Origin of the sequence: Acinetobacter vivianii (assembly GCF_014635885.1) — a bacterium.
Classification (GTDB): Bacteria; Pseudomonadota; Gammaproteobacteria; order Pseudomonadales; family Moraxellaceae; genus Acinetobacter; species Acinetobacter vivianii.
Map to the genome: position 1 here is coordinate 555,232 of NZ_BMDR01000001.1, position 18,828 is coordinate 574,059.

The 18,828-nt window shown below is 40.5% G+C and carries 16 protein-coding genes; 4 read left to right on the forward strand and 12 right to left on the reverse strand.

Annotation, left to right across the window (positions count from 1 at the left end; all coding sequences use genetic code 11):
• Positions 1-119: 119 nt before the first annotated feature.
• From eno to pyrG, 3 genes are read right to left on the reverse strand one after another with little or no spacing between them, the layout of a single operon-like run.
• Positions 120-1,409 carry a phosphopyruvate hydratase gene (gene eno / locus IEV36_RS02625; RefSeq protein WP_005230688.1) on the reverse strand — a complete coding sequence of 430 codons (1,290 nt, stop codon included), beginning with the start codon at positions 1,407-1,409 and terminating at the stop codon, positions 120-122.
• Between the two features lie 45 nt (positions 1,410-1,454).
• Positions 1,455-2,312, reverse strand: a complete 858-nt coding sequence (kdsA, locus tag IEV36_RS02630; protein ID WP_004772378.1) for a 3-deoxy-8-phosphooctulonate synthase — start codon at positions 2,310-2,312, stop codon at positions 1,455-1,457.
• A gap of 33 nt (positions 2,313-2,345) precedes the next feature.
• Positions 2,346-3,977: a CTP synthase gene (gene pyrG, locus IEV36_RS02635; protein WP_004772379.1), complete on the reverse strand. Its 1,632-nt coding sequence runs from the start codon at positions 3,975-3,977 to the stop codon at positions 2,346-2,348.
• A gap of 369 nt (positions 3,978-4,346) precedes the next feature.
• Between pyrG and IEV36_RS02640 the strand changes: the two genes are divergently transcribed.
• Entirely contained in the window at positions 4,347-4,847 is a 501-nt protein-coding gene (locus IEV36_RS02640; RefSeq protein ID WP_005257805.1) for a hypothetical protein, read from the forward strand.
• 69 nt (positions 4,848-4,916) lie between these two features.
• On the opposite strand, the gene IEV36_RS02645 is transcribed toward IEV36_RS02640, so the two are convergent.
• From IEV36_RS02645 to IEV36_RS02660, 4 genes are all read right to left on the reverse strand, one after another.
• Positions 4,917-6,002, reverse strand: coding sequence for a YheT family hydrolase (locus tag IEV36_RS02645; RefSeq protein ID WP_005257806.1), 1,086 nt, complete (start codon positions 6,000-6,002; stop codon positions 4,917-4,919).
• A gap of 14 nt (positions 6,003-6,016) precedes the next feature.
• Positions 6,017-6,736: an SGNH/GDSL hydrolase family protein gene (locus tag IEV36_RS02650; protein WP_005257807.1), complete on the reverse strand. Its 720-nt coding sequence runs from the start codon at positions 6,734-6,736 to the stop codon at positions 6,017-6,019.
• 39 nt (positions 6,737-6,775) lie between these two features.
• Positions 6,776-7,183 carry a nuclear transport factor 2 family protein gene (locus tag IEV36_RS02655; protein ID WP_005257809.1) on the reverse strand — a complete coding sequence of 136 codons (408 nt, stop codon included), beginning with the start codon at positions 7,181-7,183 and terminating at the stop codon, positions 6,776-6,778.
• A gap of 68 nt (positions 7,184-7,251) precedes the next feature.
• The gene (locus IEV36_RS02660) at positions 7,252-9,276 is read right to left on the reverse strand and encodes an NADPH-dependent 2,4-dienoyl-CoA reductase (protein WP_005257810.1); all 2,025 of its coding nucleotides are present in this window, start codon (positions 9,274-9,276) and stop codon (positions 7,252-7,254) included.
• Between the two features lie 125 nt (positions 9,277-9,401).
• Between IEV36_RS02660 and IEV36_RS02665 the strand changes: the two genes are divergently transcribed.
• Both IEV36_RS02665 and IEV36_RS02670 read left to right on the forward strand, forming a co-directional pair.
• Positions 9,402-9,962 carry a PadR family transcriptional regulator gene (locus IEV36_RS02665; RefSeq protein ID WP_005257811.1) on the forward strand — a complete coding sequence of 187 codons (561 nt, stop codon included), beginning with the start codon at positions 9,402-9,404 and terminating at the stop codon, positions 9,960-9,962.
• Positions 9,962-10,882 (forward strand): alpha/beta fold hydrolase, encoded by a 921-nt coding sequence (locus IEV36_RS02670; RefSeq protein ID WP_005257813.1) that lies wholly within the window; start codon positions 9,962-9,964, stop codon positions 10,880-10,882. The genes IEV36_RS02665 and IEV36_RS02670 overlap by 1 nt, the downstream gene beginning before the upstream one ends.
• A 45-nt stretch (positions 10,883-10,927) precedes the next feature.
• Here the strand turns inward: IEV36_RS02670 and IEV36_RS02675 are convergent, their stop codons facing one another.
• The gene (locus IEV36_RS02675; protein ID WP_005257815.1) at positions 10,928-11,971 is read right to left on the reverse strand and encodes a 3-deoxy-7-phosphoheptulonate synthase; all 1,044 of its coding nucleotides are present in this window, start codon (positions 11,969-11,971) and stop codon (positions 10,928-10,930) included.
• A gap of 619 nt (positions 11,972-12,590) precedes the next feature.
• On the opposite strand from IEV36_RS02675, the gene IEV36_RS02680 reads away from it, so the two are divergent.
• Positions 12,591-14,162, forward strand: a complete 1,572-nt coding sequence (locus tag IEV36_RS02680; protein WP_005257817.1) for an ATP-binding cassette domain-containing protein — start codon at positions 12,591-12,593, stop codon at positions 14,160-14,162.
• A 55-nt stretch (positions 14,163-14,217) separates the two neighbouring features.
• Here the strand turns inward: IEV36_RS02680 and IEV36_RS02685 are convergent, their stop codons facing one another.
• The 4 genes from IEV36_RS02685 to IEV36_RS02705 form a co-directional block, all read right to left on the reverse strand.
• Positions 14,218-14,580, reverse strand: a complete 363-nt coding sequence (locus tag IEV36_RS02685; protein ID WP_005257818.1) for a YnfA family protein — start codon at positions 14,578-14,580, stop codon at positions 14,218-14,220.
• Complete coding sequence (gene clpA, locus IEV36_RS02690) at positions 14,580-16,865, reverse strand: ATP-dependent Clp protease ATP-binding subunit ClpA (RefSeq protein ID WP_004772396.1); 2,286 nt, start codon at positions 16,863-16,865, stop codon at positions 14,580-14,582. The genes IEV36_RS02685 and clpA overlap by 1 nt, the downstream gene beginning before the upstream one ends.
• A gap of 704 nt (positions 16,866-17,569) precedes the next feature.
• On the reverse strand, positions 17,570-17,983 hold the full coding sequence (gene clpS / locus IEV36_RS02700; protein ID WP_171067701.1) for an ATP-dependent Clp protease adapter ClpS: 414 nt from the start codon (positions 17,981-17,983) through the stop codon (positions 17,570-17,572).
• Positions 17,984-18,005: 22 nt separating this feature from the next.
• Positions 18,006-18,755 carry a DUF6776 family protein gene (locus IEV36_RS02705; protein WP_004772399.1) on the reverse strand — a complete coding sequence of 250 codons (750 nt, stop codon included), beginning with the start codon at positions 18,753-18,755 and terminating at the stop codon, positions 18,006-18,008.
• Positions 18,756-18,828: the final 73 nt, after the last annotated feature.

The following is an 18,828-nucleotide window of genomic DNA, read 5'->3' on the forward strand; positions in this document are numbered from 1 at the left end:
GCCCCTACATCCTTCTGAAAGGAAGATCATCTGCGAATTCTATAGGATTATGAATTTGCAGAGTTTCTCTCTTTTGTAAAGAAAGATGATCAGAAGTTTTCAACATAGATAATTTGACCTTATTTTAGACCTTTGAATTCAGCTTTACCGCGGTAAGCTGCTTTCGTTAATTCTTCAATACGAAGCAATTGGTTATATTTCGCTACACGGTCAGAACGGCATAGTGAACCCGTCTTGATTTGACCCGCTGCTGTACCCACTGCCAAGTCAGCAATTGTTGAATCTTCAGTTTCACCTGAACGGTGTGAGATTACAGTGCTATAACCATTTGCTTTCGCAAGGTAGATTGCATCTAGAGTTTCAGTCAATGTACCAATCTGGTTGTATTTGATCAGAATCGAGTTACCGACTTTCTCATTAATACCACGTTGTAAAATCTTAGGATTAGTTACGAATAAATCGTCGCCAACCAACTGGATTTTGTCACCAAGGATTGATGTTAAGTAGCTCCAACCTTCCCAGTCAGATTCATCCAGACCATCTTCAATCGAAATGATTGGGTACTGGTTTACGAGACCAGCTAAATAGTCAGAGAACTGGTTGCTTGTGAATGCTTTATTGCCTTCACCAGCAAGGACATATTGACCATTTTTGTAAAATTCTGAAGAAGCACAGTCAAGTGCCAACATGATATCAGAACCAGCTTTGTAACCCGTTTGACCAATCGCTTCAAGAATAACAGTGATTGCTTCTTCGTTTGAACGCAAGTTTGGCGCAAAACCACCTTCATCACCTACCGCAGTGTTTAAACCTTTTTTGTTTAAAACTGATTTTAGCGAATGGAAGATTTCTGCACCTGCACGTAATGCTTCAGCAAATGATGTAAAGCCTACAGGCTCAATCATGAACTCTTGAATATCAACATTGTTGTCTGCATGCGAACCACCATTGATGATATTCATCATTGGTACAGGCATAGTCAAAGTCGTTTGACCACGAAGATCTGCGATGTATTGGAAAAGAGGAATTTTCTTTTCTTCAGCAGCAGCGCGAGCAGCAGCCAATGAAACAGCTAAAGTTGCGTTAGCACCTAATTTTTCTTTATTTTCAGTACCATCAAGTTCGATCATCGTATTATCGATGTCTTTTTGTTCAAATACTGATTTGCCCACTAAAGCGTCACGGATAATCGTATTTACGTTATTAACCGCAGTTTTAACACCTTTACCCAAATAACGTGCTTTATCGCCATCACGAAGTTCTAAAGCTTCACGAGAACCAGTTGAAGCACCAGATGGTGCACATGCACGACCAACAACCCCAGATTCTAAAATAACGTCTGCTTCGATGGTTGGGTTACCACGAGAGTCCAAAATTTCACGTGCACGGATGTCAACGATTTGGCTCATGAACAATTCCTCTGTTGAATGAAAAACAAGATGCAAGTTATTGCATCAGTGGGTGTCTAACTTTTTGAATCCTTTAACTAAAGTATCCAATTCTTTTAATTGTGCCAAGAATGGCTCAAGCTGAGATAAACGCAATGCACATGGTCCATCACATTTTGCAATTTCCGGTTCCGGATGCGCTTCCAGGAATAAACCCGCTAAACCTGTTGCCATACCTGAACGTGCCAAAGTTGTGATTTGAGCACGACGACCACCCGCAGAATCAGCACGTCCGCCTGGTGTTTGTAAAGCATGGGTAACGTCAAAGAATACTGGCACATTCATTTCTTTCATGGTGTCAAAGCCAAGCATATCAACGATCAGGTTGTTATAGCCAAATGCTGAACCACGTTCACAAAGAATGAGTTTGTCATTCCCAGCTTCCAGACATTTATGCAAGATATGTCGCATTTCATGGGGTGCTAGGAATTGTGCTTTTTTGATATTGATAATGGCTTGAGTTTTTGCCATTGCTTCAACAAGATCAGTCTGACGACTAAGGAAGGCAGGAAGCTGGATAATGTCTGCGACTTCAGCTACAGGCGCTGCTTGGTAAGGTTCATGAACATCGGTAATGATTGGCACATTAAAATGTTTTTTAATCTCCGCCAACCACTCGATGCCTTTTTCCAGACCTGGACCACGAAATGAATGCAAGCTCGAACGATTTGCCTTGTCAAAGCTTGCCTTGAACACGTAAGGAATATCTAAGCGTTTGCAAATATCAACATACGTTTCAGCAATTTCAAATGCTAAATCTTTCGATTCAAGTACGTTCATTCCGCCAAATAATACAAATGGCAAATGATTTGCCATTTGTATATCGCCTAAACGTACAACTTCTTGTGGTTTTAATTGTGACATTTAAACTTTCCCAGTTTATTTAAAACTCAATACTTACTTTTGGTGCTGATTTTTAGCAGCCCCGATAAAACTAGCAAATAATGGGTGTCCATCACGTGGTGAACTTGTAAATTCTGGGTGGAATTGTACAGCAATAAACCAAGGATGTTCAGGAATTTCTACAGTTTCAACTAAATGTTGTACTGATGAATAGCCTGAAATTTTCATACCAGCTTCTTCAAGTGCCGGAATAAAACGATCGTTCATTTCATAACGATGACGGTGACGTTCAGTAATTTCAGCTTTGCCATATACTTCACGTGTTTTAGTGCCTTCAACCAGTTCTGATTTTTGTGCACCTAAACGCATCGTACCGCCCAAGTCAGACTCAAGGCTACGTTGCTGTAATTCACCACGTTCATCTAACCATTCAGTGATTAAACCAATAAGTGGATATTTAGTTGAACGGTTAAATTCAGTTGAACTTGCTTCTGGCATCGCTGCAACATTACGTGCATATTCAATCACAGCCAATTGCATACCTAAACAAATACCAAGGAATGGAATCTTGTTTTCACGTGCATACTGAATCGCTTTCATTTTGCCTTCAGTACCGCGCTCACCAAAACCACCTGGTACCAAGATCGCATCAGCCGTACTTAAAATGCTAATGTCTTGCTGTTCAAGCTCTTCAGCATTGACATAGTCAATCTGAACTTTAACGCGGTTCTGGATACCAGCATGTAAAAGTGCTTCATTCACAGATTTATAAGCATCTGGAAGTTCTACATATTTACCCACCATCGCAACACGTACTGTGTATTCAGGATTCAATAATGCCTCAACAACATTGTCCCAATCTTCAAGATTTGCTTCTGGAAGATCGTTGAAGCCAAAACGTTCGCAGATCAGGTCATCAACATTCTGTTCGTAGAAAGTACGTGGAATTTGATAAATCGTTTTCGCATCTTTACATACCACAACGGCACGCGCTTCAACATTCGTGAACAATGCAATTTTACGTTTAGTATCAACATCGACATCGTATTCAGTACGGCAGATCAAGATATCTGGCTGGATACCGATTGAAAGAAGTTCTTTCACAGAATGCTGAGTTGGCTTGGTTTTCAATTCTGCAGCAGATTTGATATATGGTAATAAGGTCAAATGCATCAGCATTGTGCGTTTATGACCCAACTCAACCATAAGCTGACGTACTGATTCCATAAATGGAAGTGATTCGATATCACCAACAGTACCACCAATCTCAACGATCGCAACGTCGTAACCTTCACCTGCGCGAAGTACGCGTTCTTTAATGTTATCTGTAATATGTGGAATAACTTGAACAGTACCACCTAGGTAGTCACCACGACGTTCTTTGTTCAAAACGTCCTGATATACACGACCGCTGGTAAAGTTATTCAGTTTGGTCATTTTCGCACGACGTAAGAAACGTTCGTAATATCCCAAATCTAAGTCAGTTTCAGCACCATCCTCTGTGACGAAAACTTCACCATGCTGAAATGGACTCATGGTACCTGGATCGACATTAATGTATGGATCCATTTTTACCATAGTGACTTTTAAGCCACGAGCTTCCAAAAGTGCAGCAACAGAAGCAGCAGAAATACCTTTACCTAGTGATGAAACCACACCACCAGTGACAAAAATAAAATGGGTCATTGAGTTTCTCGTACAATCGAGCCGAAATCGGCCTACAATGTTGGGCAATTTTACTGTACTCTGCCCCTATAAAGCAAAGTCAAACCGCATCAATTCAAAGAACTATAAACAACTGGTTATTCTATCAGCATTTTCGATAAAAATTTACGGGATTTGATGATTTTTCATACTTAAATTACGTTTAAGCGCTCAAATTCATCCTCAAACTTCTTAAAAATCGGTTTTAAACCGTAGTAAATGAGCCATAAAAGTGATGAGGATTTGCAAGCAATTATAAAATATAAACAAACTCAACAAAGCATAGGGATTTCTTCACATACTTTTACTGTTATAATTCGTGCTGTCCTTATTTAATATGTTGTTTTAGCAATGGCAAATAAAAAACTTTTAATTTGTGCAGCACTGGCGACTGGTCTTTTATTAACTGCTTGTGTGAAAAAAGAAGAACCTAAAAACGAAGAGCAGCAAGAACAGTCAACGACTGAAACTCAGCCACAACCTGAGCCTGAAAAAATTCAGGAGTTTGAATCGTTAGAAAGTGTTGATAAGCAAGAAGCTCCAGCGCCTGCTGTTGAAACAACGCGCGAAGAAACTGCAAATACGACCACTGAAATTCGTCGTGAAATCCATCCTGCGCAGACTGAAACGCCTGCTGCAACTGAAACTCCACGTACTGAACAACCAAAACCAGCAAAAACAGAACAGCCTAAAGCTGAGCAACCTGTAAAAGCTGAACCAAAACCAGCTAAAGTAGAGCAGCCTAAAGCTGAACAAACTGCAAAAGCACCAAAATCATCTACACCAGCTCAAAGTGAAGATGATGCTGTTGCTGCCGCAATTGCTGCTGCTACACCTGCATTAAACAACTAATGTTATTGCTTGCTAAAAAAGCCATGAACCGCGTTTGTTGCAGTTCATGGCTTTTTTATTTCTACATTATTAATAATTCTTAAAAAAATCAGACATCAAACGTGAAGCCCAAGATTTCACACTTAACGTTTCATAGAAGCCACAATGGCTACCCTTCTTCGTCGTTACCACAGCAATATTTTCCATATGCTGAATTGCATCTTTATACGGTTCCAGATTCTTGATTGAACAGACAGGATCATCTTCTGCATTCAAAATCATCAATGGAATTTTGACATTTTCAAATACATAGATCGGGTTGATTGCCTGACAATAACTTTGATAATCCTGAAATCCAGCCATTTCAAAGTATTCTTTTTCAAATTCTTCCAAGCTGGTGGTTGTCAGCACCTTTTCTACAGAAGCAAGTTGCCCCCATGTAGCCTGATACGGATAGATAAAGTACTTAAAAAGCTTCTTGGTCATCATTTTGCTATAAAAAGGATGGACATTTTTAAAGCCAATTTCAGTGTTATAACCTGGACACATTGCAAAGGCAGCTTTGAAAGGTGTGTCTGCACCTTGCTCACCTAGATAGCGCACTAACAAACCTGTACCCGCAGAAGAACCGACAGCATATAAGTCTGAGTCTGGAAATAAGCTTTGAATATGTGCCAATTGTTCTTTTAAATCACTGGTCGAACCAAACAATGAAATACGTGGTACAGGCATCGGTAAACCTGCATGACCACGGCGTAAACACAGTGCGATTCTCCACCCTGTATATTCATGCAGGTCTTTAACCAGCTCCCGCATACTTTCAGGTGTTCCTGTAATGGTATGCATAATCACAACAGTCGGCGTCTCTGGCGGTAAGTCATATCCATACCATGCGATTGCCGTTACACCACCATCCTGCATCTGTAATTGTTCGATTCGATCATATTCAAGCTTGATCATTTTCTTTCGAATCACATCAAAATACAGCAAATGTAGATGTGTATTACTTAGCCATGGCGTTGGACGATATTTTTGCTTTAATTGAGGTAATTTTTCCAGCACATCCTTAATCTTCCCTTGCGGGTCATAATACATTTTCGGCTGTTCAGCACCGAGTACCGTATCAAAGAGTTCTGAACCTAACACTTTTATTTTGTCTAAAGCAGATATACCCATATCCAATACCGCCTCTAACGATGAGTAAATGTTTGCTGCACTAAAGTAGCGACCTGTTTTCCCCAAATTGCATAAATTTCTTTGCCAGGATGAAAACCATCACTGGCCATTGGCAAATTCATCGCCTGAAAAGTTTCTACATCATATTGAATGAAATGAAATTGCGGCTGCGGCGCCAGCCATTGTTGTAATACTTGATTCATTTGTGCTGCATATTTTCCAAATAGCCAAGCCAATGGATTCGGTAAAGCTGGAAAATGCTGCATTGGCGGTACACCAGACACAATAATCAGCTTGGGTTGAAACTGTTGTTGTATATAGCTAAAAAGTTGTTGTTGCTGTTTCAACCAAGACTTTGCTGAAGTCAGCTTAGTGACATCATTAACACCGATTGAGGTGACGATTACATCATAACATTGCTGATCTAACTGTTGTACTGTTTGGTAAATTTGCTGAGTAGTATCACCTGTTTTTGCCTGTAATTTCCACTGCAAGCGATATTCATTCTGTAATTCGGAAATGATCGCTCCTGATAAAGCGTCTTGTTGAGTATCAACACCCACGCCAGCCGCCGCTGAATCACCTAAGATCAATAAAGACAGCGGTTGTCCCTCACCAGTCGTACCTGCGCGCTCTCCACGGGCTTCTAACAGACGTGGTGTATTTTTACGAACTTTCGTACCCTGAATGAGTAATATAGGTAATAAAGCCAAAGTTGAAAGTTTTAACCACATTTTAAATCTCTGAATATTACTTAGGCTATTTTTAGTGCTTTAGTTGGGTTGATACTTGGCAAATCTTGCGCCCATCTTCTCTGCCAATGCTGCCAAACCACTCATCGGACGGATCATCACTTCAAAGTCGATGATTTTCCCCTGATCATTAAAACGAATCATATCAATGCCTTTTAATGACTTACCACTCACATTGGCACTAAATTCCAGCACCACATTTTCACCTTCTTCGGTATAAAATTCACGGTGATAAGTAAAGTTCTCAAACACCTGAATCACATTGGTCAAAATAAAAAAGACCACATGCTTTCCTTCATAAGGCTTGTAAGCAACTGGCGAGCGAAACACAACATCTTCCGCAAGCAAGTCATTTAAGCGAGATAAATCGCCAGCTTGAATCATTTCATGCCAGATCGCTAAGGTTTGTTTTGTTGTTTCAAGTGCCATTGTTATTTTTCCTTCATATCTCAAAGTGAATGAGCACTTCCTCTCATGAGAAAATGCTCATTTCTACCTTATAAAACGGCTGCTAATTCAGCACCTTGACGAATTGCACGTTTTGCATCCAGCTCACCTGCTTCTTTCGCACCACCAATCAGATGAACATTTTTACCATCTGCTTTAAGTTGGTCGAACATCGCAGTATAAGATTCCTGACCAGCACAAATCACCACATTATCCACTTCAAGCACACGACTTTGACCATCAACCGTAATATGTAGACCTTGGTCGTCAACCTTGTCGTAACTTGCTCCCGCAATCATTTTCACATCACGATGTTTTAAGCCAGTACGGTGAATCCAGCCCGTAGTTTTACCTAAACCTGCACCAACAGATGCTGTTTTACGTTGTAGTAAGTAAATTTCACGTTCTGACTTTTCTAACTCAGCTGGTTTTAAGCCCCCTACATGCTCGTAAGTCGTATCAATTCCCCACTCTGCATAGAACTTTTCAGGATTTAAGCTACCACTGTCACCTTCATGGGTTAAGTATTCTGCGGTATCAAAACCAATACCGCCAGCACCAATAATGGCAACACGCTTACCTACAGGTACACGTTCTTTTAATACCTGAATATAGCTCAACACTTTTGGATGATCGATGCCTTCAAATTGCAATTGACGTGGAGTCACGCCCGTCGCAACCACGATATCATCATAATTTGCTTGGCTTAGCTCTTCATAAGTGGCTGTATGATTCAGTACTAACTCAATATTCGGCTGTAATTCAATTTGGCGTTTAAAGTAACGTAAGGTCTCGTAGAACTCTTCTTTACCCGGAATAGTTTTGGCGATATTGAATTGACCACCAATCTGGTTGCTGGCATCAAAGACTTTCACTTTATGACCACGACTCGCAGCATAAACCGCAAAGCTTAAACCTGCTGGGCCTGCGCCAATCACGGCAATATTTTTCACTGCATTGGTTTCTTTGAAAATCAGTTCGGTTTCATAACAAGCACGTGGGTTGACTAAACATGTCGCAATCTTCATTGAGAAAATATGATCTAAACAAGCTTGGTTACAACCAATACAGGTATTGATCTCATCACTACGGCCTTCGCTGGCTTTCAATACAAACTCTGGATCTGCCAACATTGGACGTGCCATAGACACCATATCTGCATGACCAGAAGCCAAAACGTGTTCCGCCATTTCAGGGGTATTAATACGGTTTGAAGTAATTAAAGGAACTGAAACTTCACCTTTGAGCTTTTCAGTCACCCATGTAAATGCTGCACGCGGTACTTTAGTTGCAATCGTTGGAATACGCGCTTCGTGCCAGCCAATCCCTGTATTGATAATGGTAGCACCCGCTTTTTCGATTTCTTTTGCAAGTTGAATCACTTCTTCCAGCGTTGAACCACCTTCAACCAGATCCAGCATCGACAAGCGATAAATGATAATGAAATTCTCACCCACCAACGCACGGGTACGCTTTACGATTTCAATTGGGAAACGAATACGGTTTTCATAACTACCGCCCCATTCATCATCACGATGGTTGGTACGAGCGGCAATAAATTCATTAATCAAATAACCTTCTGACCCCATGATTTCGACGCCATCATAGCCTGCATATTGTGCAAGCTTGGCACAGTTGGCAAAGTCATCAATGGTTTGCTGCACTTCTGCTGAAGTAAGCGCTTTGGGTTTAATTGGGTTAATCGGCGCTTGAATCGCAGATGGTGCAACAATCTCAGGCTGATAAGAATAGCGGCCTGTATGTAAAATCTGCATTGCAATCTTACCGCCCGCCTCATGTACAGCTTGGGTAATCACTTTATGTTTATCTGCTTCGGCAATGCTATCGAGCTTAGACGCATGCGCAAAAGTCAGGCCAGCATCGTTTGGCGAGATCCCACCTGTAACAATTAATCCAACATCACCTTTGGCGCGTTCTGCATAGAATGCAGCCATACGCTCATAACCTTGAGGTGCTTCTTCTAAGCCAACATGCATAGACCCCATAAGCACACGGTTTTTTAAAGTGGTAAAGCCTAAATCAAGTGGCTTTAATAAATGTGGATAAGCTGACATGTTTTCTCCTTTGGCTCGCATTCTGCTGGCTAATGCAACTTGTTGCATAAAGTTATAAACAAGATTTGATTTTTATGCAACATATTGCATAATTCTGATGAGTCATTTTTTTATTATGGAACATCATGTCACTCGCCCATGTTTTATTGACAAGCCTATTGGAGAAACCGAGCACAGGTTTTGAATTGGCTCGTCGCTTTGACCGTTCAATGGGCTTCTTTTGGAATGCGACTCATCAGCAAATCTATCGTGAACTCAATGGTATGCTGAAAAAAGGATGGATTTCGACATTAGAAGAACAAGCTGCAAATAGCCGAAAAAAAACCTACCAAGTTGAGCAACTGGGTAGAATACAACTGGCGGCATGGATTGAACAACAAAGCGAACCAGCACAATTACGTGATGATCTTATGGTCAGGTTAAGGGCTGAGGCTCAACTGGGAGGCAATACCATTTTGCCTGAGTTGGAACGCCACTTATCCATCCATAAGGAAAAATTAAGCCTTTATCAAGCCATTCATGATAAAGATTTTAAAAATAGCCAACCCACCAACCGTGTGCTGTTCATCCATAAAATGATTCTTGAACTTGGTATCATTACAGAAAGTGAATGGATAAAATGGTTGGAACAAATGATTCCTCAACTGAGAAAGTTTGAGGAAGCAAAAGATATTGGAGAACAATAATGCCATTTTATACCATGCCTGATCAGGAAAAATTATTTGTGCGACGCGTTGGCGAAGGTGAGCCTGTGCTGGTGTTGTCAGGTCTGGGCATGCAAAGCTGGCAATGGCTTCCTTTCTTATTTTCCAATCGCAAACAATATGAATTTATCATTCCAGACTGGCGCGGTTTTGGGGGGTCAAAGCATTGTGCGATTCCCAATATGGATGCAATTTCTAGCCACTGGAATGATGTTAATAGTCTGATCCAGCAACTAAAACTCGATCAGTTTATCCTGATGGGCTATTCCATGGGTGCAACCACAGCCATGCATGGGATGAAACATGGCAATCTGGCTGAGAAACTCAAAGCCTATTTACATATTGATCAAACACCGAAGATCTCTGTCGATGACTCTTGGCAATATGGCTTATTCGGGCAGAAGCATCCTCAATTTAAACAGCTCTTGCTTGAAATTCAAACCCTATTACGCCAATACAAACATGCACAGAAGCTTGAAGATTTACCTGATGATATTCGCTATAACCTAGTGAGCTTATGGGGGGCGTTTATCGAGCTTCAAGGCAGTAATAACTATAGTCCCAAGATTTTCAAACTGGCACTGAATCGTCCTTTCTTACAAAAGTATCTATTGCCGATTCAACGACTGGATTACTTGCTTTGGTATGTAGAAAACTATCTCAATCACAATGAAGATTATCGCGAAGCGATTAGCCAGCTCAATTGCCCAACCACTTTCTTTATTGGTCGTGAATCTACCCTGTACCCTGAGACGGGACAAACCTTGATTGCAGAAAGTCTGGCAAATGCAACAGCTGTTTATTTTGAACGTTCTGGCCATACACCACTGATTACTGAACCGAGAAAGTTTAGTCAGGAAATCGGTCACTTTCTTGCAGCTCAATCTATTCAAGCAGCCTGATTTTAAGCCAATAAAAAAGCCAGTCTTCAACTGGCTTTTTTAACTTTATTTCTTATGTCGCATTTGTTCAGCAACATCGAGCAAAACCTGTGCCGTTTTATCCCAACCTAAACAGCCATCTGTGACGGATTGACCATAAGTCATATCACAAGAGATTTTTTGATTACCATCCACCAGATGACTCTCAATCATCACACCGCGTACTTTCGATTCCGCACGTTCGGCAATGATTTGCTGCAAGACTTGCGGTTGTTTTAATGGATCTTTAGCACTATTGCCATGACTACAGTCAATCACAAGCGCTGGTAAATGCTTATGTTTGAAATGCATAGATTGAATCGATGCCAAATCATAATTAGTACCATGATTTGAGCCGCGCAAAATCAAGTGTGGCAATGGATTACCGGCACTATGCAGAATTGCAGGCAAACCTTGTTGGGTCATACCGAGAAATTGATGCCCGTTCATGGCAGACTGGATTGCATCTAAAGCAATCTGAATCGAGCCATCAGTCCCATTTTTGAAGCCGATGCTGTACGGCATGTGGCTGGCAATTTCACGATGAATTTGTGATTCACTGGTACGTGCACCAATTGCACCCCAAGCCAGCAAATCATCAAAGTAACCCGTTGCCATTGGACTTAAAATTTCACTAGCAATTGGCAAACCCTTTTCAACCAATTGTAAGTAAAGCGCACGAGACTTTTCTAAGCCCAGTTGTAAATCTGATGATCCATCTAAATTTGGATCATATAAAAAACCTTTCCAGCCTACTGTGGTACGTGGTTTCTCAATATATGCACGCATGACAAGGAAAATCTGATCTTTGACTTGTTCTTGGAGTTGTTGCAGACGATCAGCATATTCGAGTACTGCAATAGGATCATGGATCGAGCAAGGCCCTGTAATCACCATTAAACGATGATCTTGTCCTGATAAAATATTTTGAATCGTTTGACGATGTTTTGAAATTTGCTGCGCCAGATTTGCAGACAAGGGATACTGCGCTTTGAGTTGTGATGGCAAGCTAAGCATTGATTCTTTTGTGTGTGTTTGTGGTTGTGTCAAAGCAGTATTTAAAGCATTCATTTTCAATTCCTTTGGACTGGCCTTCTTCGCAGTCCTTTTCATTTATTTGAGCAAGTGTGATCTAAGTGATGTTGATTTTTTTGCAAAGTAGAACCAAGTAATCTTGCTAAAATATGAATAATTGAATGTATACATGGTATTTCTCCTAAAATGATGATTGTTAAAGCATAAAAAAACCTGATCGGTGTTGCCGATCAGGTATTAACTGGTTGGGCAACCCTTTTTGCTGCCCGAAACGCATCAGGCAACGATTAATATTGCCAAAAATAAAAGTATGCGTTTGTGTTTACAGTATGCTTTAACATGTTTATTTCAAATATCTAAAAAACTGTGTCTAAGTATTAAATTACGCACTATTTCAGCATTTGACAAGCATTTTTTGTGTTTTTTTAATCGTAACTTAAAAATCCTGAAATTTGACCTTTGCCCGCTTAGCTCATAAAATAGATGAAAAATACATCAACCCGAGATTACGCCAATGAAGTAAGTCCTATTTTTATCATCAAAATCCATTTTTCTTTTTTGATGTGCAAAATAGACTTATCTATCGTTTAGCGATTGTTATTCTAAAATTTATCTCTATCTCGCTATTTTGCATATCCTGTTTATGAGGTTTCTTATGACTCAACAGGCATGTATCGTTTCAAATCTATCGCTTGAATTGGCACAGCACAAACTCTTCGATCATCTTTCATTCCAACTGCCCTTACATCAGTTTTGTGGATTGATTGGACGTAATGGTCAGGGTAAATCACTATTGATGTCTCTACTTCACGGGCAATCGACTGAACTCGCTTATTCAGGCCAAATTTCATGGCAATGCCCACATCAGCATCTTGCGCAACTGCAACGTGTACAAGCCGATACCATTGCTCAAGCTTTAGATATTGAAGATTTATATCAATGCTTTGAACGGATTCAGCAAGGTACTGCTTCATTTAACGATTATGATCGGGTTGAACATCTCTGGCATCTACCAACCGAATGGCAACAATTGTTAGAAAGTGCAGGATTACCTACAACACTCGATACTCCGACTCAACATTTGAGTGAAGGCCAAAAAACCAAGCTTGCCCTTTGTCGCTTATTCTTATTGAAAGATCATTATCTGCTTTTGGATGAACCTAGCAATCATCTGGATACTCAAGGACGACAATGGTTAATAGAGCAAATGGCGCAACATCCTACGGGTGGTTTAATGATCAGTCATGACCGACAATTACTTTCTCATGTACAAGGTATTTTTGCCTTAAACCAGCTTGGTCTACATTACTATGGTGGCAATTACGCGCTCTATCAGCAACAACATCAGTTGCAAGTTGAAGCATTATCACATGCGGTGCAACAAGAGAAACGCGAGTTAAAACAGCTTAAAGAGCAACAACATCAAAGTCAGATGAAAGCGCAAAAGCGGAAAAAAACAGGTGAAAAGTTAAGAGCCTCAGGTTCTCAGGCCCCGATCTTGCTGGATGCCAAGAAAGAACAATCTGAGCAATCTCTTTCGCACTTACGAAAACAACAGAGCAAACAGCTTGCAGATGCAAAAGATGAGTTACAGCAAAAACAAGCGCAACTGGAGCATCTTAAATCACAGTCTTTTGAATTTACTCAAACAACTGGTAAATCAGGTGAAATCTTACGCTGTCAGCAATTACAACTGACTTATGCAAAAACACAGCCAATTGATCTAGCCCTATCCGCTGGTGAAAAATTGCATTTAAGTGGCGCAAACGGTACGGGTAAATCCACTTTACTCAAAACCCTTCAAGGCTTAATCCCGCCACTTGCAGGAGAGATTTATTGCAAAGTAAGCGCTGTCTATCTGGACCAGAACCTTTCATTACTCAATGAAAATCTATCTGCTGTTGAATATCTATGTGGTATAGATTCAAATCTAAACGAGCAACAGGCACGCACCCTATTAGGCAACCTACAAATCCGTAGAGATAAGGCATTGAGTCCTTTAACAAAATTGAGCGGTGGAGAACGCTTGAAAGTGGCATTATTGGGCTTAAAACAACAAGCAGTTGAGCTATTACTTCTCGATGAACCAGAGAACCATCTCGATATTGAATCTCGTGAGTTACTCGCCCAAGCGATCCACTCTTTTAATGGCGCTGTGATACTGGTATCACACGATGAAAGCTTTGTTGCGGAATGCGGAATCCATGAAAGCTATGTACTCAGTTAATTTTTAGAGGACTTAATCTCAGCATGGTGACAATCTGCACCATGCTGATGTTTATTTAACGAACCAAACCTTGCGGCTGTAAAATAATCAGGCAGGCACCACAAACAACAACGATCCCACCGAGAATATCCCAGCGTGTCAACATGACCTGATCAACATAGCGTAACCACATCAAAGCCGTAAAAATATAAATTCCACCATAGGCCGCATAAATACGACCGGAAGCGGCTGGATGTAAGGTTAGCAACCAGACAAATACAGCCAGACTTAAGGCTGTAGGAATCCATAACCAATGAGACTTTCCTTGATTCAAAATCAAATAAGGAAAATAACAACCTAAGATTTCAGCAATTGCTGTAACGAAAAATAACCCAAATACTTTAAGTACTTGGGTTATTGAGAAAGAAAGTTCAAACATTAAGCAGGTTCAGCACTCGGGTTAATATGATCTTCAAATACTTCCAGTTTTAAACCGACTTCTTTGCCATTTTCTGTTTTCACAGAAACTGCAACGTTACCACCATGCTCAGCAAGCTCACCGAATAAAATCATCTCAGCAAGTGGCTTTTTCAGATGTTCCTGAATCAGACGTTGCATTGGACGAGCACCCATTAAACGGTCATAACCATTGGTTGATAACCAGTCACGAGCACTTTGATCGACATCAAGTACCACTTGCTTCTCATCCAGTTGCGCTTGCAACTCGGTTAAGAATTTATCTACCACTGAATCAATAATCGTAGTTGGAAGTGCTTTAAATTGAATCACGCCATCTAAACGGTTACGGAATTCAGGAGAGAATGCACGTTTCATTGCATCCTGATTGTCTGAACTATGATCTTGTTCAGTAAAGCCAATGCTAGCACGGACAATACTTTCAGCACCAATGTTGGTGGTTAAAACAATAATCACATTTCTGAAATCAGATTTTCGACCATTATTATCAGTCAAGGCACCGTGATCCATGATTTGCAACAGCAAGTTAAATACATCTGGATGTGCTTTTTCAATCTCATCGAGCAACAGTACACAATGCGGATTTTTATGAATCGCATCAGTCAGTAAACCACCCTGATCATAGCCAACATAACCTGGAGGCGCACCGATCAAACGAGAAACTGCATGACGTTCCATATATTCCGACATATCGAAACGAACCAGTTCGACACCTAACAGCTTGGCAAGCTGTTTGGTAACCTCAGTTTTACCAACCCCTGTTGGGCCAGCAAATACAAAACTACCGACTGGTTTATCTGGTGCTTTTAAGCCTGCACGAGACAATTTGATCGCTGATGAAAGTGCGGTGATGGCTTCATCCTGTCCAAAAACCACTCGCTTAAGATCGCGTTCCAGATTCTCAAGCACGGACTTGTCGTCTTTAGAAACCGTTTTCGGTGGAATACGGGCAATCTTGGAAACGATGTCCTCGATATTTTCAACAGAGATGGTTGTACCATCTACTTCCGCTTTCAGACGGCGTTGCGCACCTGCTTCGTCAATCACATCAATAGCTTTATCTGGTAAGAAACGATCATTGATAAATTTCGCAGACAGCTCAACAGCTGCAACTAAAGCTTTATCATCGTATTCAACATGATGGAAATCTTCAAACTTGTTTTTCAAGCCACGTAAAATTTCAATCGTTTCATTGATACTCGGTTCATTCACGTCAATTTTCTGGAAACGACGAGACAAAGCATGATCTTTTTCAAATACCTGACGATATTCCTGGAAAGTGGTTGAGCCAATGCAACGTAAGCTGCCATTTGCTAGCGCAGGCTTAATCAGATTCGATGCATCCATGGTGCTGCCCATGCTCGAACCAGCGCCAATAATCATATGAATTTCATCAATGAATAAAATCGCATTTGGATTCTTTTTCAAAGCATTCAACAATTGTTTTAAACGCTTTTCAAAGTCACCACGATATTTGGTACCAGCAACAAGCGCACCGATATCCAGACTATACACTTCAGCATTTGCCAATGGTTTTGGTGCTTTACCGTTCACAATTAACCAAGCCAGACCTTCAGCAATTGAGGTTTTACCAACGCCCGGATCCCCCACTAAAAGCGGGTTGTTTTTACGACGACGACATAAAATTTGTGCCGCACGCTCAATCTCTTTTTCACGCCCAATTAAAGGATCTGTTTTACCCTTTTGTGCTTCAACATTTAAGTTAAGCGTATATTGCTCCAATGGGCCTGCATTGGCAGAAGCCGCATTTTCACCTTCAATATCTTCAACTTCTTCTTCAACCTGAATCTCATCTTTACGTGTGCCATGAGATAAGTATTGAGTCAAAGTCAAACGGTTAATTTGATGACGTTTAAGCAAATAAACTGCAAAAGAATCCCGTTCCGAATACATTGCGACGAGAACATCGGCACCTTCAACCGTGCGGTCACCGCCGCTCGATTGAACATGGAAAATGGCACGTTGCAAAATTCGGTCAAAACTCTCTGTCGGATGAGGAGCCTGTTCACTGTTATCACCAAGTTTCGGGGTATGTTGCTCTACATATTCCTCTAATTCTTTACGCAAAGTAACGATATCAGCACCGCAGGCTTTTAACGCATTTACGGCTGAATCATTATCCAGCAAGGCAAGCAACAAATGTTCAACTGTCAGAAACTCATGTCTCTTTTGACGAGCCATGCTAACAGCCAAACGTAACGATACTTCTAATTGACGACTGAGCATGTAACCCCCTTATATCTTGGGCTCTATCAAAAAAAGAGAATCTTTTAATGAAAAAGCGAATTATTAACTTGATCCGCTGAGCTTCTGTAAACGTGATTGAATATACATCTACAAGTCTCTTTGCTTCATATTCTACTGTTAGCATTAGTTGACTATCTTGGTCAAGTTTCAAAACAAAGTATTGTTGTAAAAATTCAATTACAAAGTGGATAAAACCCACTTATTTGATTAAATATTCAGCAAATATGATGATTTACTTAATAAATATCAGAATAATGTAGTTAAAGTGAATTTTTCAAATGTTAATTAGGCCTCATAAAAATAAAGCCAATATGATTTAACAATTTAAGGATGAATACTAAATCTCAATATAATCATCAAGCGCTAAATTCCTGAGCAGCGTAAAGACTTCTCAAGAGTTTTGCTATGCGTTTTATAGAACGGGAATATAGTTTTAATGCTTTGACTTACAGCATAACTGTTCATCTTGCACATGAGGAATAACATTCCGCAAAAGCGTCGCTTTTCTTAACGCTGTTACTCGCAACATATGAGTCATATCATGGCACAAGGTCTTGCACTCGCAACATAGTTGCTCGCCTTGCGCATGAGGAATGAAATTCCGCAAGTGCGTTGCTTTTCTTAACGCCTTCACTCACAGCATAGCTGTTCGTCTTGCGCTCGGAACAAAGCTTCGCTTTGTTTTATCCTCGCTCAGGTTCGATCTGGCATAATAACGGATGGCCTTGCGCACGGGCATAGTTATTCACTTGATTTGCTTTGGTTTCAGCAATATCACGTGGGTAAATACCCGCTGTTCCCTTACCTTCATAATGAACGGTCAGCATCACTTGACTGGCTTGATCAAAGTCCATCCCAAAATAACTTTGTAAGACTTCAATCACAAAATCCATTGGTGTGTAATCATCATTCATTAAAACCACCGCATATAATGGCGGACGCTTTAATTCAGGTGGGGCTGTTTGCACAACCACTTCACCTTCATGATCTTCCTGCGAATCACTTAAACGTGGATTTAAGTGCCAATCGACATAACCTGATTGATGAAAAGAGTTTTTCACTTCACTTAAATTCATTTGACGCTTGTATCTTCGCATATCCAGTTCTTAATCTAAAAAATTATTGAGCATTCGCTTCGGCTTGAGGAATTTCTGACACAAAGGCAGAACTTACATCCACAGGCTTACCACGTTGCCAGCTAAAACGTTTAATAATCGGTGTACCTGATCCAGTTAAGCGCACTTCAATAAATTGCGGTGTAAAGCCTTTTGGCATTGTCCAACGGCCAGTTAAACGCTCAAAATCTTCAAAGTTGAAGTTTTTATCTTCTAAAGGTACAACTAAAACTTCAGTGTCTTTAATCAGACGTAATTCGACTGAACCTGAAGCACGGCGTTTATTCGGGCTGACCTGTACAAGATCAATCTGATATTCATACGCATTTTCAGGTAATGACTTAATTGCCATATTTTGAATCGTTAAACTTACACCACCACGTTGTCTCAGGATTTCACGATAAATCGCGTTCATTCCTTCAAACTGAGCTTTATCTGCATTGGCCTGATTTACAGATTTAAATAAGTCATCTGCATTGCCCACAGCCATATCACGCTCTTGCACAGCTGCATTTAAGTTTTTGCTCACAGCATCCAACGCAGTCTTCTGCTTCTGGACAACATCAACCAATTGTTCCGCATCAGCATCATAGCCAACAACGGTTAAACCCTGACGGTGTCCGACAGTATAACCAAGCATAAAACTGCTACCGATCAAAACGGTAGCACCAATAATTAAAGGTAAATTCGTTTTTAAAAACTTATTTTTCTCAACGGAACTGTCTGGTGAAGTAGTCGGTTCAACGTTTTCCATCATCATCTCTATCGTTATGATTTGCATCAAAGCACACATTAAAATCGAAATTTAAATGTGTGTGAAGTAAAAA